Origin of the sequence: Leisingera sp. McT4-56 (assembly GCF_020514995.1) — a bacterium.
Lineage (GTDB): Bacteria > Pseudomonadota > Alphaproteobacteria > Rhodobacterales > Rhodobacteraceae > Leisingera > Leisingera aquaemixtae_A.
The window spans coordinates 187,066-210,111 of sequence record NZ_JAJALF010000004.1; the positions used below are offsets into that span (position 1 = coordinate 187,066).

27 protein-coding genes are annotated in these 23,046 nt (G+C 65.6%); 17 read left to right on the forward strand and 10 right to left on the reverse strand.

Features of this window, described 5'->3' with window-relative positions; genetic code table 11:
* Positions 1-88: 88 nt before the first annotated feature.
* From LHL23_RS07910 to rpsF, 6 genes are all read right to left on the reverse strand, one after another.
* Positions 89-532 carry a hypothetical protein gene (locus LHL23_RS07910; RefSeq protein ID WP_226429431.1) on the reverse strand — a complete coding sequence of 148 codons (444 nt, stop codon included), beginning with the start codon at positions 530-532 and terminating at the stop codon, positions 89-91.
* A gap of 244 nt (positions 533-776) precedes the next feature.
* A complete protein-coding gene (locus LHL23_RS07915) occupies positions 777-1,262 on the reverse strand; it encodes a lytic transglycosylase domain-containing protein (protein ID WP_222475981.1) in 486 nt (161 codons plus the stop codon).
* A gap of 440 nt (positions 1,263-1,702) precedes the next feature.
* Entirely contained in the window at positions 1,703-1,894 is a 192-nt protein-coding gene (locus tag LHL23_RS07920; protein WP_222475979.1) for a hypothetical protein, read from the reverse strand.
* Positions 1,895-2,075: 181 nt separating this feature from the next.
* Entirely contained in the window at positions 2,076-2,687 is a 612-nt protein-coding gene (rplI, locus tag LHL23_RS07925; protein ID WP_222475977.1) for a 50S ribosomal protein L9, read from the reverse strand.
* A 12-nt stretch (positions 2,688-2,699) separates the two neighbouring features.
* A complete protein-coding gene (gene rpsR, locus LHL23_RS07930) occupies positions 2,700-2,927 on the reverse strand; it encodes a 30S ribosomal protein S18 (RefSeq protein ID WP_005608650.1) in 228 nt (75 codons plus the stop codon).
* Positions 2,928-2,955: 28 nt separating this feature from the next.
* Complete coding sequence (gene rpsF, locus LHL23_RS07935; RefSeq protein ID WP_222475974.1) at positions 2,956-3,309, reverse strand: 30S ribosomal protein S6; 354 nt, start codon at positions 3,307-3,309, stop codon at positions 2,956-2,958.
* A gap of 302 nt (positions 3,310-3,611) precedes the next feature.
* Between rpsF and LHL23_RS07940 the strand changes: the two genes are divergently transcribed.
* The 4 genes from LHL23_RS07940 to LHL23_RS07955 all read left to right on the forward strand — a co-directional run bounded on the left by LHL23_RS07940 (position 3,612) and on the right by LHL23_RS07955 (position 6,003).
* Positions 3,612-4,145: a hypothetical protein gene (locus LHL23_RS07940; protein ID WP_226429432.1), complete on the forward strand. Its 534-nt coding sequence runs from the start codon at positions 3,612-3,614 to the stop codon at positions 4,143-4,145.
* Positions 4,146-4,299: 154 nt separating this feature from the next.
* Complete coding sequence (locus LHL23_RS07945; RefSeq protein ID WP_226429433.1) at positions 4,300-4,884, forward strand: YceI family protein; 585 nt, start codon at positions 4,300-4,302, stop codon at positions 4,882-4,884.
* A gap of 170 nt (positions 4,885-5,054) precedes the next feature.
* On the forward strand, positions 5,055-5,390 hold the full coding sequence (locus LHL23_RS07950; RefSeq protein WP_226429434.1) for a hypothetical protein: 336 nt from the start codon (positions 5,055-5,057) through the stop codon (positions 5,388-5,390).
* A 118-nt stretch (positions 5,391-5,508) separates the two neighbouring features.
* Positions 5,509-6,003 carry a GNAT family N-acetyltransferase gene (locus LHL23_RS07955; RefSeq protein ID WP_226429435.1) on the forward strand — a complete coding sequence of 165 codons (495 nt, stop codon included), beginning with the start codon at positions 5,509-5,511 and terminating at the stop codon, positions 6,001-6,003.
* A gap of 138 nt (positions 6,004-6,141) precedes the next feature.
* Here the strand turns inward: LHL23_RS07955 and LHL23_RS07960 are convergent, their stop codons facing one another.
* Positions 6,142-7,389, reverse strand: a complete 1,248-nt coding sequence (locus LHL23_RS07960) for a cytochrome b/b6 domain-containing protein (protein ID WP_226429436.1) — start codon at positions 7,387-7,389, stop codon at positions 6,142-6,144.
* Positions 7,390-7,556: 167 nt separating this feature from the next.
* On the opposite strand from LHL23_RS07960, the gene fabD reads away from it, so the two are divergent.
* From fabD to LHL23_RS07985, 5 genes are all read left to right on the forward strand, one after another.
* Positions 7,557-8,489: an ACP S-malonyltransferase gene (gene fabD / locus LHL23_RS07965; protein WP_226429437.1), complete on the forward strand. Its 933-nt coding sequence runs from the start codon at positions 7,557-7,559 to the stop codon at positions 8,487-8,489.
* Between the two features lie 3 nt (positions 8,490-8,492).
* Positions 8,493-9,083: an alpha/beta hydrolase gene (locus LHL23_RS07970; RefSeq protein WP_226429438.1), complete on the forward strand. Its 591-nt coding sequence runs from the start codon at positions 8,493-8,495 to the stop codon at positions 9,081-9,083.
* A gap of 22 nt (positions 9,084-9,105) precedes the next feature.
* Positions 9,106-9,843 (forward strand): 3-oxoacyl-ACP reductase FabG, encoded by a 738-nt coding sequence (gene fabG, locus LHL23_RS07975; protein WP_222475960.1) that lies wholly within the window; start codon positions 9,106-9,108, stop codon positions 9,841-9,843.
* Between the two features lie 420 nt (positions 9,844-10,263).
* Positions 10,264-10,497, forward strand: coding sequence for an acyl carrier protein (locus tag LHL23_RS07980; RefSeq protein ID WP_005982462.1), 234 nt, complete (start codon positions 10,264-10,266; stop codon positions 10,495-10,497).
* Between the two features lie 264 nt (positions 10,498-10,761).
* Positions 10,762-11,505 (forward strand): 1-(5-phosphoribosyl)-5-[(5-phosphoribosylamino)methylideneamino]imidazole-4-carboxamide isomerase, encoded by a 744-nt coding sequence (locus LHL23_RS07985; protein ID WP_222475958.1) that lies wholly within the window; start codon positions 10,762-10,764, stop codon positions 11,503-11,505.
* 129 nt (positions 11,506-11,634) lie between these two features.
* On the opposite strand, the gene LHL23_RS07990 is transcribed toward LHL23_RS07985, so the two are convergent.
* Both LHL23_RS07990 and LHL23_RS07995 read right to left on the reverse strand, forming a co-directional pair.
* Positions 11,635-12,534: a PilZ domain-containing protein gene (locus LHL23_RS07990; RefSeq protein WP_226429439.1), complete on the reverse strand. Its 900-nt coding sequence runs from the start codon at positions 12,532-12,534 to the stop codon at positions 11,635-11,637.
* 329 nt (positions 12,535-12,863) lie between these two features.
* Positions 12,864-13,736 (reverse strand): PilZ domain-containing protein, encoded by an 873-nt coding sequence (locus LHL23_RS07995; RefSeq protein WP_226429440.1) that lies wholly within the window; start codon positions 13,734-13,736, stop codon positions 12,864-12,866.
* A gap of 523 nt (positions 13,737-14,259) precedes the next feature.
* Between LHL23_RS07995 and fabF the strand changes: the two genes are divergently transcribed.
* Positions 14,260-15,525 (forward strand): beta-ketoacyl-ACP synthase II, encoded by a 1,266-nt coding sequence (fabF, locus tag LHL23_RS08000; RefSeq protein ID WP_222475955.1) that lies wholly within the window; start codon positions 14,260-14,262, stop codon positions 15,523-15,525.
* Entirely contained in the window at positions 15,525-16,679 is a 1,155-nt protein-coding gene (gene mltG / locus LHL23_RS08005) for an endolytic transglycosylase MltG (protein ID WP_226429470.1), read from the forward strand. Before fabF ends, mltG begins: the two co-directional genes overlap by 1 nt.
* 83 nt (positions 16,680-16,762) lie before the next feature.
* On the opposite strand, the gene LHL23_RS08010 is transcribed toward mltG, so the two are convergent.
* Positions 16,763-17,536 carry a TIGR01458 family HAD-type hydrolase gene (locus tag LHL23_RS08010; protein ID WP_226429441.1) on the reverse strand — a complete coding sequence of 258 codons (774 nt, stop codon included), beginning with the start codon at positions 17,534-17,536 and terminating at the stop codon, positions 16,763-16,765.
* A gap of 220 nt (positions 17,537-17,756) precedes the next feature.
* On the opposite strand from LHL23_RS08010, the gene LHL23_RS08015 reads away from it, so the two are divergent.
* The 6 genes from LHL23_RS08015 (at position 17,757) to LHL23_RS08040 (ending at position 22,953) form a co-directional block, all read left to right on the forward strand.
* Positions 17,757-18,125: a hypothetical protein gene (locus LHL23_RS08015; protein ID WP_222475953.1), complete on the forward strand. Its 369-nt coding sequence runs from the start codon at positions 17,757-17,759 to the stop codon at positions 18,123-18,125.
* Positions 18,118-19,404 carry a DNA-packaging protein gene (locus LHL23_RS08020; protein ID WP_226429442.1) on the forward strand — a complete coding sequence of 429 codons (1,287 nt, stop codon included), beginning with the start codon at positions 18,118-18,120 and terminating at the stop codon, positions 19,402-19,404. The genes LHL23_RS08015 and LHL23_RS08020 overlap by 8 nt, the downstream gene beginning before the upstream one ends.
* 325 nt (positions 19,405-19,729) lie before the next feature.
* Entirely contained in the window at positions 19,730-20,959 is a 1,230-nt protein-coding gene (locus LHL23_RS08025; protein WP_226429443.1) for a phage portal protein, read from the forward strand.
* Positions 20,952-21,176 carry a GTA head formation protein, RCAP_rcc01685 family gene (locus tag LHL23_RS08030; RefSeq protein WP_222475949.1) on the forward strand — a complete coding sequence of 75 codons (225 nt, stop codon included), beginning with the start codon at positions 20,952-20,954 and terminating at the stop codon, positions 21,174-21,176. Before LHL23_RS08025 ends, LHL23_RS08030 begins: the two co-directional genes overlap by 8 nt.
* Before the next feature lie 23 nt (positions 21,177-21,199).
* On the forward strand, positions 21,200-21,775 hold the full coding sequence (locus tag LHL23_RS08035) for an HK97 family phage prohead protease (RefSeq protein WP_226429444.1): 576 nt from the start codon (positions 21,200-21,202) through the stop codon (positions 21,773-21,775).
* A complete protein-coding gene (locus tag LHL23_RS08040; protein WP_226429445.1) occupies positions 21,772-22,953 on the forward strand; it encodes a phage major capsid protein in 1,182 nt (393 codons plus the stop codon). The genes LHL23_RS08035 and LHL23_RS08040 overlap by 4 nt, the downstream gene beginning before the upstream one ends.
* The last annotated feature ends 93 nt before the right edge of the window (positions 22,954-23,046 follow it).

The window sequence follows — 23,046 nt, forward strand, 5'->3', positions numbered from 1 at the left end:
CTTCCGCGTCGACTTACGGAAAGGCCGCCCCTTCGGGCGGCCTTTTTCGTTGCGCGGGACGGGCACCGGTCTGCCGGTTCTGCCGTATCTAACGGTGTTCTTCCGGCACCCAGTCCTCGCTCGGGCTGTTCCAGAACCTGTTGGGATTGTCTTCATCCAGCCCCCGGATATGGAGCGTCCGCATGCAGGGTGCCACATAGATCACGGGCTCCTCGTAAGGGTGTGCGGCGTAGATGTTTTCCAGAACCCGTGCGGCCCCGGCGTCATCGCGGGCCAGGAAAAATGACAGCTCCACGCATGGCACCTGAACGGCAGCCCCGGTCGCCCTGTTCCGCCCGCTCCTCAGCGACCGGAAGCTCTGTTTGCCCGCCGCTGCTTGAAAGGTCACGCGATCATAGTCGCCGTATTTCAGGGCTGTGACGGCCAGAACCGCATCAACGATCCTCTGTGCGCGGGTTTCGGGTACCTGGACGGTGATCCGCAAACCGTCTTCGGGGATAAACCTGCCGGTCTTCAATTCGGGCATTTTCATAAGGGACTCCAGTGTTGATTGGGACTGGATACCCCAGGCAGGCGAAGCTGCGGGAAAGGACGCTTCGCTGCGGGGCGAAGCGTTCGGCCTTGCAGGCAGGCGATGCCAGTCAGGAAAGGAGGGGCAGGAAAGACTGGGTCGGGAAAACAGGCTCTCCCGCCCTTCCTTGGCGCCGTCCTGCGGACAGCACCGCGGACCGTTGGGCCGGGCAGCGCCCCTGCGGGGCGCTGCTGACGGGCAGGTTTCAGCTGTCAGAAGGCGCCGGGCGCAGGCCGGTTTCCACCAGCATGCCGCGGCGCTTGGCCTCGTAGTAATAGCCGCGCGAGTAATGCTTCACGGCCATATCCTGGCTGCCATCGGCCAGAAGCCAGGCGCCGCGCAGGTATTTCACGGAAAATTGCAGGTTGGTATCGGCATCCAGCAGATCCTGAGGCTCGCCTTTGAAGCCCATCGACCGCGCCGTCGCGGGAAGGATCTGCAGAAGCCCGTAGTAGGGGCGGTTCACCGCCTTGGGCCTGTGGGTGCTCTCGCGGACCGCCAGCCGGTGCACCAGGCTGCGCGGGACCTCGTAGTGGTCTGCCCAGTAGTTGATCTTCTGGCGCAGTTCCGGCGTCTCATTGGGGTAGAGCGGCGGGGCGGCTCTGGACACCTCGGGCGGGGAGGCGGTGCTGGCGCAGGCAGACAGCACTGCGGCGGCAATAAACAAGATCAGAGTGGTGCGGCGCGTCATGCGGCCTCCGAAAGCGGTTTCTCACAACCGGCAGATTAGCCGCATCGCGGCGGGCTGCAACGGCGCCCGTGCCGCGGCTTCGGGAAGCGGCGGGGAACCGCCATCCGCTGCGGGGGATTCCGCCGGTTCCAAAGCGGTCCGCAGACCGCGCGCCGGGTAGTTCAAACTTTAATGATTAGAGGTTTGTTAAATATGGCGGGCCACTACATATTGGTGTTGCGCATTGAGGCAGAACAACCCTCAGGGCAGTTTGCCCCTCACGCCTGTGGGGCAGCTGACCATGTCGGGCAGAGGGGACCGCGGCTGTTTCCCAAATTTCGCGGTCCCTATAACCACCGGCAGCAGGCACTCAACAGGCGCTGGCGCGGACATCCGCCGGGTTCAGATAAACGGGTTGCAGCCTGCAGCGGTGCAGCCCTTGCAGCAGCCTGAGGGCTGGATCAGGCCGGCTTCTGCTCCGCCGCCTGCGGCCGCTGGAACAGGCTTTCGCCCGGCGCAATCAGCCCCTTCGGCACCAGCTCCGAAATGGTCTCGGCGCGGGCGGCCGTCCGGCCCGGCCCGCTGCCGCGCAGCAGCCGGAACAACAGCCGCCGGCGCAGGGCCAGCTCCTCACTCTCCAATGCGTCCTGCATGGCGCATCCCCCTTTTTCACTCCACTCCCGGATTATTCTGGCCGAATGCGGCAAACAGATGGTTATTCCGGGGCAGGGGATTTGCGCGCAATTTGCCTCAGCTTTTCAAAGGCTGCCCGGCAGAACGAAAAAGGCCGCCCCGGAGGGCGGCCTTTCCCATGTCTCACTGTCCCGAACAGGATCAGTTGGTTTCTTCGCCAGCGGCGTCGGCAACAGGTGCTTCGTCGTCGTCAGACGCGGCAGAGCCGATGTCGTCGAACAGCTCGGAGATTTCGAACTCAGCAGCGGCTTCCTCTTCGGCGGCCAGCTCCTGGATCGATTTGCCCGATGCCTGCAGCTCGGCTTCCTCTTCGGAGCGGGCCACGTTCAGCTTGATTTCGACTTCCACTTCCGGGTGCAGCTTGACGGCGACCGAATGCAGGCCCAGTTCCTTGATCGGTGCGATCAGGGCGACCTGTTTCTTGTCGACCGAGAAACCTGCTTCGGTTGCGGCTTCGGCGGCGTCGCGCGGGGTGACGGAGCCGTACAGCGCGCCCGCGTCCGATGCGGAGCGAATCACGATGAACTGCTGGCCGTCCAGCTTCTCTGCCAGAGCCTCGGCCTCTTTCTTGGTCTCCAGGTTGCGCGCTTCCAGCTGCGCTTTCTGGGCCTCGAAGGCGGCGATGTTGGACTCGGAGGCGGTTTTCGCCTTGCCCTGCGGCAGCAGGAAGTTGCGGGCGAACCCGGGCTTCACGTCAACGACGTCGCCCATCTGGCCCAGCTTTGCAACGCGCTCAAGAAGGATAACTTGCATCTGCTTATCTCCTTACTTCACGGCGTAGGGCAGCAGGGCGAGGAAGCGGGCGCGCTTGATAGCACGGGCCAGCTCACGCTGCTTCTTTGCCGAAACGGCGGTGATGCGCGAAGGCACGATCTTGCCGCGCTCAGAGATGTAGCGCTGCAGCAGACGGGTGTCTTTGTAGTCGATCTTCGGCGCATTTTCACCCGAGAACGGGCAAACCTTGCGGCGGCGGAAAAACGGTTTGGCTGCCATGATTTAGCGTCCTTTTCTCAAGCGTTGATCAGCGGCGCTCGCGACGGCCGTCGCGTTCGTCGCGCTTCTGCATCTGGACCGAAGGGCCCTCGGCGTGCTCGTCGACCTTGATGGTCAGGACGCGCATCACGTCATCATGCAGACGCATCAGGCGCTCCATTTCCTGAACGGCGGCCGACGGTGCGTCGGTCTTCAGGAAGGCATAGTGGCCCTTGCGGTTCTTGTTGATCTTGTAGGCCATGGTCTTGACGCCCCAGTACTCCTGGTCGACCAGCTTGCCGCCGTTGTCGGACAGAACAGCACCGAAGTGTTCGATGAGGCCTTCAGCTTGCGAGTTGGACAGGTCCTGACGCGCAATCATGACATGCTCATAGAGTGGCATGCGAACTCCTGTTTGTGTCTAGGCGCATTTCATAGACGGGGCATGTCACACTTCCGCTGCCCGGTCACGAGAGGCTGCGCGGATCGAAGAAGTCGCGGAAGCAGGGCCTCCTATACAGGCTGGCGCCGAAAGAGCAAGGCAAAAGGGGATTTGCGGCGGTAGCAACAGGCCGCCGCGGCAAAACCGCAAGCCTGCCCCATTGCTGCCCCAATGCAGGTCTTCACTCCTTAACGAAGCCTTAACGCGGACAGGAGCCGCGGGCCGCAAGGGCGGCTTTGGCAGCTTGGGAAAGGAGCAGACGGATGGCAGCGACAGATCAATTCACCGCACGGGCCGGCAGAACCTCCGCAGCCGGCGCCCTGGGCGGCCTGGCCGGCGCGATGCCGCTGCGCCTGCGGCTGCAGGCCAACTGGCGGGTGCGGGTTGTCATGGTGCGCCTGCTGGGCGCCGCGATGATCCTCGGCTCTATCGGGCTGTGGCTGGTGCAGGGCGCCGGCGCGGACCCGGAAATGAACCTGATCCGGATCGGCGTGTCGGTTGCCTTCTTGCTGGCCGGGCTGGTGCTGATGACCGCCCATCAGCCGGCGGGCAGCCCGGAAGCCTGCTTTGACCCGGTGCGCCGCGAGCTGCGGCTGCTGAAACGCGACGCCCAGGGCCGCCCGCGCACCGTCCTGCGCCGCAGCTACGGCAGCCTCGGCGGGGTGCGGCTCACCGCCTCCTCAGTGCAGATGTACGAAGGCGACGGCAGCCTGCTGATCGAGCTGCCGATCGGCTCCGCCGCGATGCGCAGCCAGCTGCGCGACCAGCTCAGCGGCGCGGTGCGGATCCTGACATAACGCCCATCACATTCCCGCGAGACACAGCCCGGCTGCCCGCAGCCGGGTTTTGTGTTCGCGCGCTCACAGATAGTGTTGGTTTTTGCGGGCTTCCAATCCGCAGGCCAGATGCCACATCCTTTGCCATAACATTCATTCAGACGGAGCCTTCCCCATGAAAAAGACCCTGCTTGCCGCCGCCCTGTTCGGCGCGGCTGCCACCAGCGCCTTTGCCGTTCAAGCACCTGAAAAATACGTCCTGGACGCCAGCCACAGCCAGATCCTGTTCAGCTACAACCACCTTGGCTATTCGACCACATGGGGCATGTTCTCGGGTTTCGAGGGTGAGATCCATTTCGACCAGGAAAACCCGGCCGCTTCCAGCGTTGCGGTCTCGATGCCGCTCAATTCGATGTTCACCGGCTGGCAGGCCCGGTTCGACCACTTCATGACCAAGGACTTCTTCGACGCAACCGAGGATGAAACCGTCAGCTTCAAATCCACCGCGATTGAAGTGACCGGCGACACCACCGCCAAGATCACCGGCGACCTGACCCTCAACGGCGTGACCAAGCCGGTGGTGCTGGATGCCAAGCTGAACCAGGTAGGCGAGCACCCGATGGCCAAGAAGCCCTGGGCCGGTTTCGATGCCACCGCCACCGTGCTGCGCTCCGACTACAACCTGGGCCAGTTCGCGCCCTTCGTCAGCGACGAAGTGCAAATCCAGATCTCGATCGAGGCGATGAAAGCCGACAACTGATCCTGCTGCTGCCCGGGTGCAGTTCCAACCGCCGGCTCCCGATGGGCCGGCGGTTTTCTTTTGCGCCTGCGCACTCCTCCCCAAACTGTGACCGGGGTTCACTGGCGTTTCCAAGGCTGAAGGCGCACACTGATGGCGGCCCCTCCGGCCACTTCGGAAAGGAGGCACCCATGTTCCGCTTAGGCTATCTCGCTTCAGCCGCTGCGGCCCTGGCCCTCGCAGCCAACCTGGCATTTACCGCGCCGGCTGCCGCTCATGACACAGGCGGCGATGCGGCCCGCGCCCTTGCCGGGCTGATTGCCCTGGGCATCATCGTCAAGAGCCTGGATGACCGCAAGCACCGCCACTACAGCCACAACAAAGGCTATTACCCGCGCACCTACTATCCGCGCAGCTATTACAAGCCTTACGGCGGCCGCCATCATGCCAAACACCACCGGCACCACTACCGGGGCATCCACCGCCATCGCACCCGCCACGGCGGCTACTACCGGCACAGCCACTGATCGCTGCGCCTTAATTGAATTTGCCGCAGGGAATTCACCTCAGGATTGTTGCCAGCTTCAAGGGAACCATGCAAGAAGCCGGGAGGGCAATACCCGCCCCGGCCTATGGGAGCATGTCTTGAAGTTAGCTAGGGCACAGGGGGGAAACCTCCGCTACCGGCGCTCGCGGCGCGAAGACGCGGCGGCTGTTTTTGATCTGGTCGGCGCTTCGGTCAGCTGCCTGGCGCCTGAACCTTACCCGCAAGAAGTGGTGGACAGCTGGATGGCAGGCCGGGTTCTCGAGGATTACCTGGCGGACTGCGCCAGCGGTGAGATCTGGATCGCTGAGGCCGGGCAGACACCGGTCGGATTTTCTCATGGCGTCCCGGGAGAGGTCAAACGCCTGTTCGTCGCCGCCGGCTACACGGGCATTGGCGCGGGCGCCGGGCTGATGCAGCGCGCGCTCAAGGACGCTCTGACGGCAGGCGGCGGCCATGTCCGGATCGAAGCGACCCTGAATGCGGTCCCTTTCTACAGAAAATGGGGCTTCCAAAAAACCGGCCGCGGCGTGTTTCCCGGCCGGGATGCGGGATTGCCGGACATTGCCGTGGTGATCCTGGAAAAGGACTTCTGAACACATCCGCAAGGCGGCCGGCCAATGGCACCGCGCCGCGCGCCAGCGCGGCGCCGGGCCCAAGCCGGACAGGATGCGCCGGCACCGCCGGGGCCTCTGCGGGCGCGGGAGCGCCTGAGCGCGCCCCCCCGGGGCGGGTCACTGCGCCCGCCGGGCCTCCAGCTCCACCGACACCTCCACTGCAAATCCCAGCGAGCTTTCGTCCGGCAGGCTCTTGCCGATGCCGAAGTCCAGTCGGTTCAGGGTCAGCGCGCCGGTCATCTTCGCGGTATCCCCCTCCAGCGCCAGTTCAAAGGGCAGGGTGGCCGGCACCGTCTGATCCTTGATCGTCAGCGTGCCCACCGCCTGGTAGCCCTCTGCCAGCTTTTCGATCTCCGCCGTAAACAGAGCCGTGGGGAAGCTGGCGCTGTCAAAGTAATCCGCGCCCATTGCCTGCTGTGTCACGCTGCCCAGCTCCAGCGAGGGGATGGCGATGGAAACTTCCACGTCCCCTGCCGGGCCGGGCGCCGCGGGTTCCTCGAAATTGATGACCGCGGTCCACTCTTTGAAGCTGCCGGAAACCGCGCTGCCCATCTGGGTGACGGAAATGCCCAGCGTGCCGGACTGCACCGTCCAGCTGCCTGCTGCGGCTTCAGCCGGGTCTGCGGCAACCACCGGGGCCGCGGTGCCAGTCTCCGCGGGTGTTTTGCCGCCCAGGATGCCAAACACCGAACCGCCGCCCAGCACGCCCGCCCAGACCGCAAGTGCTGCCAGCAGCGGCAGCAGGCTGTGCGCCTGGGCCGGCGGCTGGGGCAGGCGGGCGCGGCCCGGCAGCATCCGCCGCAGGGTGGCATCGCGGTCGATCACATGGTGCTTCAGCGCGCCGGCAATATGCAGCCCTAGCGCCGCCGCCAGCGTCCACACCAGCAGCCAGTGCAACCCGCTGAACAGACCTGCCACCGCTTCCGATTTCGGCACAAACGGCAGGCTCTGCCCGAACGGCCACCAGATCGGCGCATAGCCGGTGGTCGCAGCATGGTGGATCCAGCCGGTGAGCGGCACCGCCACCAGCGAGCCATAGAGCAGCCAATGCACCATTTCCGCCGCCAGCGCCTCGGCCTTGCGGTCCGGATGCAGCAGGCCCGGCTTGGGCTGGCCCAGCGCCCACAGGATCCGCAGTAGCGCGGTAAGGAATACCGCCACCCCGATGGTCTTGTGCAGGGAGAACAGCAGCGTCGCCCGCGCGATCACCGCCTGGCTGCCGTCAAAGCCGGGGCTCTGGATCTCATGCGCCAGCTGGTTTGCGAAATAGCCCAGCGGAAAGGCAGAGAAGATCAGCAGCGCGGTCAGCCAGTGAAAGCCTTTGGAGACGCTGCCGTAAGAAGAAAACGTGTTGCCACGGGACATGGGCGTTATTCCTGGTCAAGATCCGGTTGCCCATAACCTAACCACGGCTCCCCCTGTTGCAACGCACGAGAGCTGTCCGCCCGCGCACAGGTTTCGTGCGCCTTTGCTTGTACGTTAGGGAAAGGGCGGGTACATCAGGCAAAACGCTAAAACGGACGAGGTCATCAATGACGATCGCATTTGTGTTCCCCGGGCAGGGCGCCCAGACCATCGGCATGGGCAAGGCGCTGGCCGAGGCCTATCCGGCCGCCAAGGCCATCTTTGACGAGGTGGACAGCGCACTCGGGGAAAGCCTGAGCCAGCTGATCTGGGAGGGCGACATCGAAACCCTGACCCTGACCCAGAACGCCCAGCCCGCCCTGATGGCCACCTCGATGGCCGCGATGCGCGCGCTGGAGGCCGAAGGCGTCAGCATCGATAAGGCGTCCTTCGTGGCCGGCCACAGCCTCGGCGAATATTCCGCGCTGGCGGCTGCCGGTGCCATCACGGTTGCCGACACCGCCCGCCTGCTGCGCACCCGCGGCCTCGCGATGCAAAGCGCGGTGCCGGTGGGCGAGGGCGCGATGGCGGCGATCCTCGGTCTTGACCTCGACGCCGTGCGCGCGGTGGCGGAAGAAGCCGCGCAAGGCGAGGTCTGCCAGGCCGCCAACGACAACGACCCCACCCAGGTGGTGGTCTCCGGCGCCAAGGCGGCGGTTGAGCGCGCCGCTGAGATCGCCAAGGAAAAGGGCGCCAAGCGCGCGGTGATGCTGCCGGTGTCCGCCCCCTTCCACTGCGCCCTGATGCAGCCCGCCGCCGACGCCATGGCCGAGGCGCTGGCCGGTGTTGACATCAAATCTCCGGCGGTGCCGCTGATTGCCAACGTGCGCGCCGACGCCGTCACCGGCCCGGACGAAATCCGCGCATTGCTGGTCGAGCAGGTGACCGGCTCCGTGCGCTGGCGCGAAAGCGTGCGGGCAATGGCCGCCAAGGGCGTCAGCGAATTCTGGGAGATCGGCGCGGGCAAGGCGCTGTCGGGCATGATCCGCAAGATCGACCGCAACCTGGCCTGCCGCCAGGTCGGCACCCCGGAGGACGCCAAGGCCGCAGCCGGGAATTAAACCTTGCGGAGACGGTTCTCGTTTCTCGCGGCCGGACCCGCCCTTGCCGCAGCCCTGTGGGGCTGCGGGATTGCCGAAAACCTGGTGCAGACCACCCGGTTGGAGCTGCAGGGGCGGGATGTCCTGGTCAACGGCACCCTGAACGCGCGCTCGCTGGCTCAGTTCAGCGCGTTCATGTCCCGCCACCCGGAAGCCGAACGGCTGGTGCTGCTGGACATGCCGGGCTCCGCCGATGACGAGACCAACCTCAGGCTGGGGCATCTGGTGCGCGACCTGGGCCTCGATACCCATGTCACCGCCGCCAGTGAAATCTACTCCGGCGCCGTGGACATCTTCCTGGCGGGCCGGGAGCGCACCATGGAGGACGGCGCTATCCTGGGGGTGCACGCCTGGGCCGGCGACAAACCGGCCGGCGCATACCCGCCAAGCCACCCGGAACATGCGCCCTATGTGGCCTATACCACCCGGATGCTGGGCAGCGACGATTTCTACTGGTTCACGATCCAGGCCGCTCCGGCCACCGACATTCACGAAATGACCGAGGCGGAGGTGAACCGCTACGGTCTCCTGACCAAACCGGTCCTGCGGGACTAAGAAGCCAAGAGGGCAACAAATCATGTTTGATCTTACTGGAAAGAACGCGCTGGTCACCGGCGCCTCGGGCGGCATCGGCGGAGATATCGCCCGCGCCCTGCACGCCGCCGGCGCTACTGTGGCGCTGTCGGGCACCCGCGAGGAGCCGCTCAAGGCGCTGGCCGCGGAACTGGGCGAGCGCGCCCATGTGCTGCCCTGCAACCTCTCCGACGCCGAAGCGGTCGAGGCGCTGCCGAAGCAGGCGGCCGAGGCGATGGGCTCTGTCGACATCCTGGTCAACAACGCGGGCATCACCCGCGACAACCTGTTCATGCGGATGAAGGACGAGGAATGGGAGTCCGTTCTGAACGTGAACCTCACCTCCACCATGCGGCTGTGCCGCGGCGTACTGCGCGGCATGATGAAGGCGCGCTGGGGCCGCATCATCAATATCTCCTCCGTGGTGGGCGCCACCGGCAACCCGGGCCAGGGCAACTATGCCGCCTCCAAGGCCGGCATGATCGGCATGTCCAAATCGCTGGCCTATGAGGTCGCCAACCGCGGCATCACCGTCAATGCGGTTGCGCCGGGCTTCATTTCCACCGCGATGACCGACAAGCTGAACGACAACCAGAAGGACGCGATCCTGACCCAGATCCCGGCGGGCCGCATGGGGGAATCAAAGGAAATCGCCTCCGCCGTGCTGTACCTGGCCAGCCAGGAAGCGGGCTATGTCACCGGCACCACCCTGCATGTGAACGGCGGCATGGCAATGATCTGAGCCGGGCCTGATCCGGTCCTGCAGAATTGCCCCGCAGCCCGGCTGCGGGGCAATTTTCTTGCGCGCCTGCCGCGCCGGGCCCCGCGCCGCCCCATCAGCCTGCGCCGCCAAGCACTTGAATATCGGCGGAAATGGCAAAAAAAGCCGGTCTTGGGCTTGCAAGCCCTTGATTGCGGCGCCATCTGCACGCTTCATAGGCACGCGATGCGGGCCGCCCCCTGCTGCCGCGACCAAGCGAAACCGTTTGCCTTGGCCGCGGTCTATGCTATAGGCGGCCCATATCCGCTGGTATTTCCTAATGGAAACGCCGCACTGTCCCCGTCCCGCGGGGATCACACCGCCCGCTCCGGGCAAAAACCACGCCGCCCGAACGGGCAAGGGCAGAACCGGGCAGAGTGCCCTGAAAAACGAGGAAGAGACATGAGCGACGTCGCAGATCGCGTTAAAAAGATCGTTGTTGAGCACCTGGGTGTTGAAGAGGACAAGGTCACCGAAAACGCCTCCTTCATCGACGATCTGGGCGCAGACAGCCTGGACACCGTGGAACTGGTGATGGCGTTTGAAGAAGAGTTCGGCATCGAGATCCCGGACGACGCAGCCGAAACCATCCAGACCTTCGGCGACGCGGTCAAGTTCATCTCCGAAGCGTCCTAAGCCACGCTTCCGGATGACCGGAATTCACGGCGCTCTCCTGTGCGGAGGGCGCCGTTTTCTTTTGCCGGCACCCGCGCCTGCCGCGGCTGCGAATCCCTGATTTCCCAGCGGCCGGCGGCGCAGCGGCAGCTTTCCCGTTTGCGCTATCATCAACGCCCGGGAAACACGCCGCAATTGTTCCATAAATGGTCATGATACGGCGTATCGCGCGGAAAAATCCGTGCTAATCTGAGCGCAAGTGGCGACACACAGGAGACTGGCACCATGATGATCTACCCCACTATGGAAATTCAGAACGGCCGTTGCGTAACCCTCGAAAAAGGCCGCCTGGAGGAACCGCAGATCTGGCATGTGGATCCGGTTGAAACCGCCAAGGGCTTTGCCGCGGCGGGGGCGGAATGGATGCACCTCACCGATTTCAACGCGATTGAAGGCGACAGCAGCAACGAAGAGCTGGTCCTGAAGATCATCCGCGGCGCCGGCATCCCGGTGCAGCTGGGCGGCGGCATGCGTTCGCGCGAACAGGTCGAGCACTGGATCGACAAGGGCGCCGGGCGCATCGTCATCGGCACCCTGGCGGCCCGCGACCCGCATCTGGTGCGCGAACTGGCCGAACACCACCCGGACCAGATCGTGCTGGCGGTGGACATCTGGCAGGGCCAGGTGATGACCGACGGCTGGCGCAAGTCAGGTGCGTTCACCCCCGAAGCCTATCTGGAGGCTTTCGAGGGCGCTCCCTTTGCCGGCATCATCATCACCGACATCGATGCTGACGTTGCCGATACCGAGGCGCAGATGGGGCTGATCTCGCACCTCGCGTCCAAGGTGAAGCTGCCGGTGATCGCCAGCGGTGTGGTGCGCAACGCCGATGACATCTCGCGGCTGAAGTACATCCACAACATCGCCGGTGCCCAGGTCGGCCGCGCCCTGTTCCGCAAGACACTCTCGGTCGAGGAAGCGCTGGCAGTGGCCCGCCCGGAACCGGAACCGGTTGCTGAATTCCAGTAAAAGGCCAGCAGCCAAAGAAAGCGCCTGCGGACTTCTGCCCGCAGACGCTTGCGGACCGCCTCTGGGCTAGGCTGGCTCTGCCGCCACCAGCAGGACGGCGGAGCCGGCGCCTGGCCGCAGGTCCGGCGGTCAAGCAGGTTTGGCGGCCGCGGCCGGCTGAACGGCGGTCCTCGGCGACCATCGCAGCAAGGCCTGCAAGTCCTCCTGGGACAGGGGCCTGGTGAATTTCAGGCCAACATAGTCGCTGGTCTGCCAGGGAACCTGCGCGGCAACCTCCCCAAGCACCGGCACCATGGCTTTGACCTCGCTTCTCATCGCGGTCAGCGGGGTGCCGCTGCGGTCCCAGATGCGCACCTTGGCGCCCAGCCGGCTGATATCGACCAGCTTTGCAGGCAGCCGGTACGGGCCGCATTGCAGGGTGCAGGGCAGCGAGCAGGGATGCCGCCGCCGCCGCCGCCGCTGCCTGCGGGCAATCCGTTCCGCCAGAAAGGCGCCGGCTGCACCCAGCACCACCACCAGAAACGAGCTGGCAATGGCGGTTTCCTGCGAAAGCCCCTTGATGCGGCCCATGCCGGCTGCGGTGCTGTCCTTCAGGTTTTCCAGCGGAGTGAAGTCGCAGGGCAGCGGAATGATGCGGCTGGCAAACTCCTCCAGCAGCGCAGCCGCCTCCAGCCGCTCGGCGCTGGCCCCAGCCTTGGCCAGGCCGTGCTGCCGGTAGATTTCCAACAGGCCTTTCTGCTGGCTGATCAGCTGCATGGTTATCGGCTCGAAACCCTCCATCCCGGTGCGCCGCAACTGCATGCTCAGCGCTACTTCCGGGTGATCGTCCAGCCAGTGCTGCAGGTGGCGCGCCTCGGCCGGGTCGGCGCCTGATTTCAGAAATTCGAGAAAGCCGCGTGCCTCGTGCTGCAGCATCACAAGGTCCGATTGCAGCAAGCAGGTCGGCCTGGCGGCTGCAGCCGCACCGGTGTCGGAGAGGACGGCTGCCGGCGCCGCAAGCGCGGCGAAAATAATAGGCCAGTGTTTCATGCCGGAACTCGCTAGAACAGTCAGTTAGTTATTACAGGCGGCTGAATTCCCTTCAATCTATCATAGGCTGTGTACGCACTTATTAACGCTACTTAAGCGTACAGTTAATTCGCCGTAAAAGCGTCAGGGCCGGACAGGCTGGCATCCTGGCCGGGCGAGAGAGGCAATCGGGAAAGGCAATTGAAACCCGCTGCGGCCGGGCGGCGCAGCGGAAACGGCGCGATCCGGGTGTTCGGGTGTCAGCGGTGCCGGGCGGCGCCAGCCGCCGTCAGGGGCAGGGGGGCGATGTAAAGGGCGGGCGGCTTACAGGCCGCGCTGCAGGCTGCGCGTCACAGGCCAAGCCGCACTTCTTCGCGCAGGCCGCCATCCTCCATCGGAAAGGCCTCCAGCAGACGGTGCAGCTGCATGAAATTGAACTCCTGCACAAACTGGACGCCGATGTAATCGGCCGTCTTCCAGCGCACCTGAGCATCCACCGTATGGCCGCCAAAGGACAGCCGGACGCGTCCGGAAGCTTGGCAGGGGGTGTCCGGGCGCACCTTGGCGCCGGCCCGGCTGAGATCCACCAGATGCGCCTGCACGGTCCGCCCGCCGGCCTGCAGCACGCAAGGCACCGCGCAGGGGTAGCGTTTGGTGCGGCGGATCTTGCGGATGCCGATCCGGTCCAGGAAATACAGAACGCTGCCGCCCAGCACCAGGAACGATACCCAGGCAATTGCCGCATTGATGATCTGCTGGCGCTGGCGGGCATCATTGGCGTTGATCGCCACCAGCTTGCTGCCATAGCCGTCTTCCTTGAACTGGTCGCAGGGCAGCGCCTCGACCAGCGTGCCATAGGCCGCCTGCAGCTCGAACATGCCCATGTGGCGGGCGCTTTCCAGCGCTGCCGTGCGGCCTTGGCTGGCAAGCATCTGCAGCAGAACAGTATGCTGCTGCATCAGCTTCAGCGTGCCGCCCTCGGCGGACTGGATGCCCACCGCCCGCATCCGCTGCCGCAAGGGCGCAGGCGGATTCGCGCTGAGCCAGCTGTTCAGCTGCTGGACGTGATAGGCGCCCTGGCCGGTATCGAGGAACGTCAGGAACCCGGCCGAAGCCCGGTTCAGGTCGGAGAGATCCTGATGCACGGCGCAGGATGCGCCCGCACGCGCGGGCAGCAGGAAAATTGTCAGCAGAAGTGCAGCTGTCGGCAGCCATTTGCGCATGGCAGGGTCTTCCTTACATCTCTCCGGAGGCAATCCTCGCCTACAGAAACGAATCTGAGGTTAACGCGGAAGCCTGCCATTAAAGATTTCTGTAAAAACTCCGTGTGCTGCGCCCCGCTGGCTGCATCCGGCGCGGGCCAAGACCTGCCGCGGCAAACAGCCCTTCCGGTGCGCACAGGCACGGCACCGCCGTCCCATCACCGGGCCGGACGGCACCGTTCCGGCAATAAGGAGGGGCTTATAGTGAACTTGAAGCAGGGGACGCGCAAAAAAAGAACGGGCTGGAGGCAAAATGGCCCAGAGCTCCAGCCCGCACCGGCGGCACTGAATTCAGCCGCCAAGTTTCTTGGTTCGGATGCTGTCAACCTGAAGGGGAGTAGTTAATGAAGCGTTCACGCAGGGAAAACTTGCTGCAATTTTGCATGTTACGTCCCGTAAAACGGTCTGCGCGCCCGCTCTTGCACCTTCGGGCCATTCCAAGCTATTTGGACAGACGGATTGCCGAGGCAAAGGAGAGCAAGGAATGCGTCGAGTAGTTGTCACCGGACTGGGCCTGGTTACCCCGCTGGCCAGCGGAGTCGAAGAAACCTGGTCCCGGTTGCTGGACGGCCAGTCGGGTGCAGGCCCCATCACCCTGTTTGACGCCGAAGCCAGCGGCGTCACCACCACCTACGCCTGCGAGGTTCCGCGCGGCGACGGTGCGGATGGCACTTTCAACCCGGATGACTGGGTGATCAAGAAAGAGCAGAAGAAGATTGACGACTTCATCCTCTATGGCATCGCTGCCGCCGACATGGCCGTGCGCGACGCCGGCTGGACGCCCGAGGACGAGGAAAGCCGCCTGCGCACCGGCGTGATGATCGGCTCCGGCATCGGCGGGCTGTCGTCGATCGCCGACACCGCGGTGATGATCAAGGAAAAAGGCCCCCGCCGGGTGTCGCCGTTCTTCATCCCCGGTGCGCTGATCAACCTGATCTCCGGCCAGGTCTCGATCCGCTTCGGCTTCAAGGGCCCGAACCACTCCGTCGTGACCGCCTGCTCGACCGGCGCCCACGCCATCGGCGACGCGGCCCGGCTGATCAAATCCGGCGACGCCGACGTGATGATCGCGGGCGGCGCCGAGGCGGCGATCTGCGAGATCGGCATTGCCGGCTTCAACGCCTGCAAGGCGCTGTCCACCAAACGCGCTGACGACCCCACCAAGGCCTCGCGCCCCTATGACGCCGACCGTGACGGCTTTGTCATGGGCGAGGGCGCCGGCATCGTGGTGCTGGAAGACTACGAGCACGCCAAGGCCCGCGGCGCCAAGATCTATGCCGAGGTACTGGGCTACGGCCTGTCGGGCGACGCCTACCACATCACCGCGCCTTCCGAGGACGGTGAAGGCGGCGAGCGCTCGATGAAGGCGGCTCTGGCCAACGCAGGGCTGGACGCCTCTGCCATCGACTACATCAACGCCCACGGCACCTCGACCATGGCCGACACCATCGAACTGGGCGCGGTTGAGCGGCTGCTGGGCAACCATGCGGCCAATGTCACCATGTCCTCGACCAAATCCGCCACCGGCCACCTGCTGGGTGCTGCCGGCGCGATTGAGGCGATCTTCTCGATCCTGGCGATCCGCGACCAGGTGGCGCCACCGACCATCAACCTCGACAACCCCGCTGTCGAAACCCCGGTCGACCTGGCGCCCAACGCCAAGCGCGAGCGCAAGATCGACGTGGCGCTGTCGAACTCCTTCGGCTTCGGCGGCACCAACGCTTCGGTGATCTTCGGGAAACCCAAGTGATGTGGCGCAGCCTCGCCTCCAATATGCTGACGGTCCTGATCGCCGCCCTGTTCCTGCTGGGCGGCGTCATCCTGTGGGGCCAGTCGCAGTACACCTCCGAAGGCCCGCTGGACACCGCCATCTGCCTGCGGGTGGAGCGCGGCTCCAACATGGCCCGCGTCAGCCGCGACCTCGAGGCGCAAGGAGCGGTGTCCTCCGCCACCATCTTCCGCCTCGGCGCCAAGTACAGCGAGAAGACCGGCCAGCTGAAGGCCGGCAGCTTCCTGGTGGAGCCGGGCGCCTCGATGGAGCGGATCGTTGACGAGATCACCCATTCCGGCGCCTCCACCTGCGGCACCGAGATCGTCTACCGCGTCGGCGTGACCCGCACCCAGACCCTGGTCCGCGAACTGGACCCGGCGACCAACAAGTTCGAAGACATCGCCGATTTCATCCTCGGCGAGGATGAGGCCCCGTCTGAGTACACCGAAACCCGCCAGGACGCCGACACCCGCTACCGCATCGCGCTGGCCGAAGGCGTGACCAGCTGGCAGGTGGTCGAGGCGCTCAAAGCCATGGACGTGCTGGACGGCGAGCCCGGCGAGCGCCCGGCCGAGGGCCTGCTGGCGCCTGACAGCTACGAGGTCACACCGGGCACCGAGCGCGCCGCCGTGCTGGCCGAGATGCAGGAGCGCCAGCAGCTGCGCATCAACGCCGCCTGGGAAGGCCGGTCCGAAAACGCCGCTGTCACCAGCCCCGAGGAGATGCTGATCCTTGCCTCGATCATCGAGAAGGAAACCGGCGTCGCCGAGGAACGCGGCCTGGTCGCCTCTGTCTTCACCAACCGCCTCAACCGCGGCATGCGCCTGCAGACCGACCCGACGGTGATCTATGGCGTCACCAAGGGCGAGGGGGTCTTGGGCCGCGGTTTGCGCCAGAGCGAGCTGCGCAAGGCCACCCCCTGGAACACCTATGTGATCGAGGGCCTGCCGCCGACGCCCATCGCCAACCCGGGGCTTGCCAGCCTCGAGGCCGCGGTGAACCCGGAGACCACGGACTACGTGTTCTTCGTTGCCGACGGCACCGGCGGCCATGCCTTTGCCGAGACGCTGGACGAGCACAACAGGAACGTGGCCAAATGGCGCGAGATCGAAGCCCAGCAGCAGAACAACTGAAGCTGAGGCAACGGACAAAGGGAAGGGCGCCGCAGGGCGCCCTTTTTTGTGGCTGGAAGGTCCACCGCCGCAAGGGGCGCAGATCATTCGCCATCCTGCGCCAGCAGGCGGTCCACTGCTTCTTGCACATCCGCAACTGTGGCGGTCGGCGCCGGTTTGCAGCGGCTCTCGTCGCCTTTGCGGTACTTTCCGGTCCGCACCAGATAGCCTGCCGCCAGCCCGGCCGCCAAGGCACCCGCCACATCGCTTTCCGCATCATCGCCGATCATCGCCGCTTGCTGCGGCTCTGCACCGGTGCTGGCCACGGCAGCCCGGAAGAACTCCGGATCGGGTTTGCCGAACAGCTTCGGCTTGGCATCGCCGGCAAATTCCAGCACCTTGATGAACGGGCCGGCGTCCAGGCTCAGCCGGCCGTCCCCGTCCAGGAAAACACGGTTGTCCGCCAGCGCAATCAATGGCGCGCCCTCCAGCAGCACCCGGAAAGCGCGGTTCATGTTGTCATAGCTGAAAGCCTCGCCAGCGTCGCCGATGACCACCGCGGGCGGGCCGCCGTCCTTGCAGCCGCGAAACTCTTCCTCAAGCGCCGGATGGACCAGCAAATGCGGGCTGTGGCCGGTGCGCTCCAGCCACGCCAGTGCGGCGGCGACCGGTGTGAAAACCTCCTCCGGCTGGATGTCGAAACCGAGGTCCTGAAGCTTGGCCACGATGCGCCGCTTCGGCCGCCGGGTGGAATTGGTGAGGCAGCGCACCTGCCGCCCGGCAGCCCGCAGCCGCGACAGGGCCTGCACGGCCCCTGGAATTGCCCGGCTGCCCTGGTAGAGGACGCCGGACACATCGAGCAATACGGTTTGTGCCATGTCCAGACTCTGCCTGAGCCATGTGCGCGCGTCAAATCACCCGCCAGCCCCGTTGCGCAGCCACCGTACGCACCCCTCCCTGCAAACCTTGACTTTTGCAGCAAAATCTCGTATAGGTTGTGGTGCAGCTGGAAGAAACATGGACGGCCCCGGACCCCTCCGCCGGCGGCCGTCCTGTCTTTCTCTTGTGCGGACAAAAACGCATGAGGCAGAGCACATCATGACAGACCAGACACCAGAACAGGACGGTGCCGCCGTCCTGCAGCGGCAGGTGCATTACACCGCCGATCTCCTGCGATCCCTGCAGGAGAGCATGCACCGCCTGCGCAACGCGGCGGAGGAGCTTCGGGAGCAGCTTGAAACCACCGGCGGTGATGAGAGCACCGGCGCCAACGCCCAGATCAGCCGCCTCGAGGGCCTGATCCGGGATTGCCAGAAAGTGGAGAAAGTCATTGCAGAACAAAGCACCGAATTCGCCCGCATGCTCAAATCCGAACACGAACTCGATCTCGGCGCGGCGCGCGCAGCTGTCGAGCGCGGACTTTCTCGCCTGCGTGCCGCCCTCGCTCCTGAACTTCTTCTTGAATGAGCTGGACCGCAAATCGCTCTGCGCGCTGCCGCATCTCTTCCATATCTGGGCGCTGGACCACCAGCGCCCGCCGGATGGCGGCTGGCGCGCCTGGGTGATCCTTGGGGGGCGCGGCGCCGGCAAGACGCGGGCAGGGGCCGAATGGGTCCGCTCGCTGGCCGAAGGGGCCAGCCCCTATGATCCCGGCACCGCGCGGCGCATCGCGCTGGTGGCGGAAACCTATGACCAGGTGCGCGACGTGATGATCCACGGCGACAGCGGCATCCTGGCCTGCTCGCCGCCCGACCGGCGCCCCAAGTGGAAAGCGTCGGAGCGCAAGCTGATCTGGCCCAACGGCGCCGAGGCGCAGGCGTTTTCCGCCCACGACCATGAAGCGTTGCGCGGGCCCCAGTTCGACGCCGCCTGGGCGGATGAGCTGGCCAAGTGGAAGAAGGGGCAGGAGAGCTGGGACATGCTGCAATTCGCGCTGCGGCTGGGCCAGGACCCGCGTGTCTGCGTCACCACCACACCGCGCAACGCGCCCGTGCTGAAACGGCTCCTGGCCTCGCCCAGCACCGTCACCACCCACGCCGCGACAGAGGCCAACCGCGCCAACCTCGCGCCCTCCTTCCTGGCGGAGGTGCGGGCGCGCTACGCAGGCACCCGTCTGGGGCGGCAGGAGCTGGACGGGGTGATGCTGTCGGACATCCAGGGCGCGCTCTGGTCCACTGCAGCACTGGTGGAGGCCCAGGTGGCAGAGGCGCCGCCCTTGGACCGGGTGGTGGTCGCCGTCGACCCGGCGGTGAGCGCAGGCAAGAACTCAGACGCCTGCGGCATCGTGGTGGCGGGGGCCGTCACCCACGGCCCGCCGCAGGACTGGCAGGCCTATGTGCTGGCCGATTGCACCGTGCAGGGCGTGGGGCCGCTCGCCTGGGCGCAGGCGGTGATCGCCGCCCGCGACCGCTTTGGCGCCGAGCGGGTGGTGGCAGAGGTCAACCAGGGCGGCGCATTGGTCGAAACCGTGCTGCGCCAGGCCGACCCGCTGGTGCCGTTCCGCGCGCTCCACGCGAAGAAAGGCAAATCCGCCCGCGCCGAACCGGTGGCAGCCCTATACGAGCAAGGCCGGGTGTTTCACCTTCCCGGGCTTGGAGAGCTGGAGGACCAGATGTGCCAGATGACCCCGCAAGGCTACCGCGGCAGCGGCTCGCCCGACCGGGTGGATGCGCTGGTCTGGGCGCTGCATGAGCTGATCATACAGCCGGCTGCCAACCTGCGCAGGCCGCAGGTCAGAGTGCTCTAGAACTTCTCAAAACCAACCGCCTGGCCGCAGGCCGGGCAGCGCCCGTCCGCCCTCCGTCATGCCGGAGGCGTGCTTCCAGCACGATGGGGCGGGCGCTTCACGCCCACCCGCGGACCGGCGCTGCCCTTCGTGATCTCCGCAAACCGCCCGCTGCGCAACGGGCGGTTTCTGTTTTTATTCAGATGGTTGGGGTGGGGTGTTGCGCACCCACCGTACGCACCGCTTGCCAAATCTTCAGGCCTTTCCGGCATCAATGATCCTCAGCAAAGGCGCAGCAGCCCCAAGGGGATCCAGCGCCGGATAGGAACAACCTGAGGAGCGGACAATGGTCTTTGACCTGCTGCGGCGCACAACGCCGGACCCCCGGAAACCGGGCCCCGAAAATCCGGGCCTGGAACAGAAGGCCAGCCAGACCGCCCGCGTGGTCTCCTGGCACGGCGCCGGCCGCATCGCCTGGAGCCCGCGCGACACCGTCTCCCTGACCCGCAGCGGCTTTGCCGGCAATCCGGTCACGCACCGGGTGATCCGTCTCATTGCCGAGGCCGCCGCCGCAGTACCGCTGGTGCTGCAGGACAACCGCCGGCGCTATGACACCCACCCCTGGCTGGCGCTGCTGGCGCGCCCCAACCCGGCGCAGACCCAGGCCGAACTGCTGGAGGCGCTCTACGGCCACCTGCTGCTGTCCGGCAACGCCTATGTCGAGATGGTCGCGGCAGAGGATGCCGCGCCCGCAGAACTGCATGTGCTGCGCTCCGACCGGATGAATGTGGTGCCGGGGCCGGACGGCTGGCCCGCAGGCTTCGACTATGTGGTGGGCGGGCGCAAGCACCGCTTCGCCAACGAACCCGGCAATTCCCCCATCTGCCATATCAAGAGCTTCCACCCGCAGGACGACCACTACGGCCTCTCGGCCCTGCAGTCGGCGGCAATGGCGATTGACGTTCACAACGCCGCCTCCCGCTGGTCCAAGGCGCTCTTGGACAACGCAGCCCGTCCCTCCGGCGCGCTGGTCTGGACCGGCTCCGACGGCCAGGGCCAGATGTCAGACGATCAATTCCGCCACCTAAGTGAAGAGATTCAAACAAATTTCCAGGGTGCCCAGAACGCCGGCCGCCCGATGGTGCTGGAGGGCGGGCTGGATTGGAAGCCGATGGGGTTTTCGCCCTCCGACATGGAATTCCAGAAGACCAAGGACACCGCCGCCCGCGAAATCGCGCTGGCCTTCGGGGTGCCGCCGATGCTGATCGGCATCCCCGGCGATGCGACCTACGCCAATTACCAGGAGGCCAACCGCGCCTTCTACCGGCTGACCGTGCTGCCCCTAGTCTCCAAGGTGACCGCCGCGTTGGGTGACTGGCTGGCCACCTGGACCGGCGACGCGCTGACACTGAAGCCCGACCTCGACCAGCTGCCCGCATTGGCGGCAGAGCGCGAGGCGCAGTGGCGGCGGGTCGCTTCCGCGGATTTCCTCACACCTGCGGAAAAGCGGCAGCTGCTGGGGTTGCCCACAGAAGCCCCAGCCGCACCGCAGACGGAGGGCGGACAGGATGACTGAGCACCCGATGCACGCATTCGATTGTTCACCGGGATTGCGCCTGTCCGCCCATGAGCGGGTGGCCCAGATCCAGCATGAGGCCATGAACCGCCGCCTCGACCGGATCGAACAGATGATGGAGCGGCTGGAAAAACGCCTCTGGCTCACTGTCTACGGCGTCGCCGCGGTAATCCTGGCGCAGGCCTTCCAATCCTTCCTGGCGGTGCAATTGCCGTAACTCCAAAGACTTGCGAGGCAGACATGATGCAGGGAACACCCCAGCTGGAACATAAATTCGCACGCTTCGGCGAGGATCTCTCGCTGAAGGACGCAACCGAGATCAAGGGCTACGCCAGCCTGTTCGGCCAGACTGACCAGGGCGGCGATGTGGTCGAGCGCGGCGCCTATGCCGCCTCGCTCAAGGCGCTCCGCGATCAGGGCCGCAGCGTCAAGATGCTGTGGCAGCACGACCCGCACCAGCCCATCGGCGTCTGGGACGAGGTGCGCGAGGATGCGCGCGGCCTTTATGTAAAAGGCCGCATCCTCACCGCCACCCCCAAGGGCGCCGAGGCTGCCGCGCTGATCGAGGCAGGCGCCATTGACGGCCTCTCGATCGGCTACCGCACTTTGAAAGCCACCCGCGCCCCGGACGGCACCCGCCATCTGACCCAGGTGGAACTGTGGGAGGTGTCGCTGGTCACCTTCCCGATGCTGCCGGCCGCGCGGGTGGCGGGCAAATCCTCCGCCGCGCTGGAGGCGGAAGCGCAAGCGCTGCGCGCCCTGGCCGACGGCCTGCGCCAGATCACCCGTGACCTCAGAACAGGACACTCATCATGAGCAATCAAGACCTCCCGGCCCAAACCGGGGATGCAGCGCCCCTGGCGCATGAAGTGAAACAGGCCATTACCGGCTTTCTTCATGAATTCAAGGGGTTTCAGGACGACGTGCAATCAAGGCTGAAACAGGCAGAAGAGCGAGTGAACATGCTGGACCGTAAGACAATCTCTCCGAACCGCCCCCATCTGGCCGCCAGCCAGGACGCCGGCGCTCCGCATCAGAAGGCGTTCAACGCCTACCTGCGCAGCGGCGACGACGACGGCCTGCGCGGCCTCGAACTGGACGGCAAGGCAATGTCCACGGCCGTCAACAGCGACGGCGGCTACCTGGTCGACCCGCAGACCGCGGAGACCGTGAAATCGGTGCTGAACGCCTCCGCCTCGATCCGTTCGGTGGCCTCGGTGGTGCATGTGGAGGCAACCTCCTATGACGTGCTGATCGACCACAGCGAAATGGGCGCCGGCTGGGCGACCGAAACGGACCCCGCAGCAGAAACCGCCACCGGCTCGATCGACCGCATCACCATCCCGCTGCACGAACTCAGCGCGCTGCCCAAGGCCTCGCAGCGGCTGCTCGATGACAGCGCCTTTGATATCGAGGGCTGGCTGGCCGGACGCATCGCCGACAAATTCGCGCGGTCCGAGGCCGATGCCTTCATCAACGGCGACGGCATCGACAAGCCCACCGGCTTCCTCAGCTACACTGTGGCCGAAAACGGCAGCTGGACCTGGGGCAACCTCGGCTACATCGCCTCCGGCATCGATGCCGACGTCGGCGACGGCGATGCGGTCATCGACCTGGTCTATGCGCTGGGGGCGGAATACCGCGCCAATGCCACCTTCATCATGAACTCCAAGACCGCGGGAATGCTCAGGAAGCTGAAGGACGCCGATGGCCGCTTCCTGTGGTCCGACGGGCTGGCCGCGGCGGAGCCTGCGCGCCTGATGGGCTACCCGGTGCTGATCGCCGAGGACATGCCCGATCCGGCCTCCAACAGCTTTTCCATCGCCTTCGGCGACTTCCGCGCCGGCTACACCATCGCTGAACGCCCGGACCTGCGCGTGCTGCGCGATCCCTTCAGCGCCAAGCCGCATGTGCTGTTCTATGCGACCAAGCGCGTCGGCGGCGACGTCAGCGACTTTGCCGCGATCAAGCTGATGAAATTCGGCGTGAGCTGACGCTTGCGCTGATGGCGGACCGGCAGCCCGGTCCGCCGGCTGGCACGCACCCAATACTTCCTTGCCGTCTAGCTGCTCCCCCTCCGTCCGAGC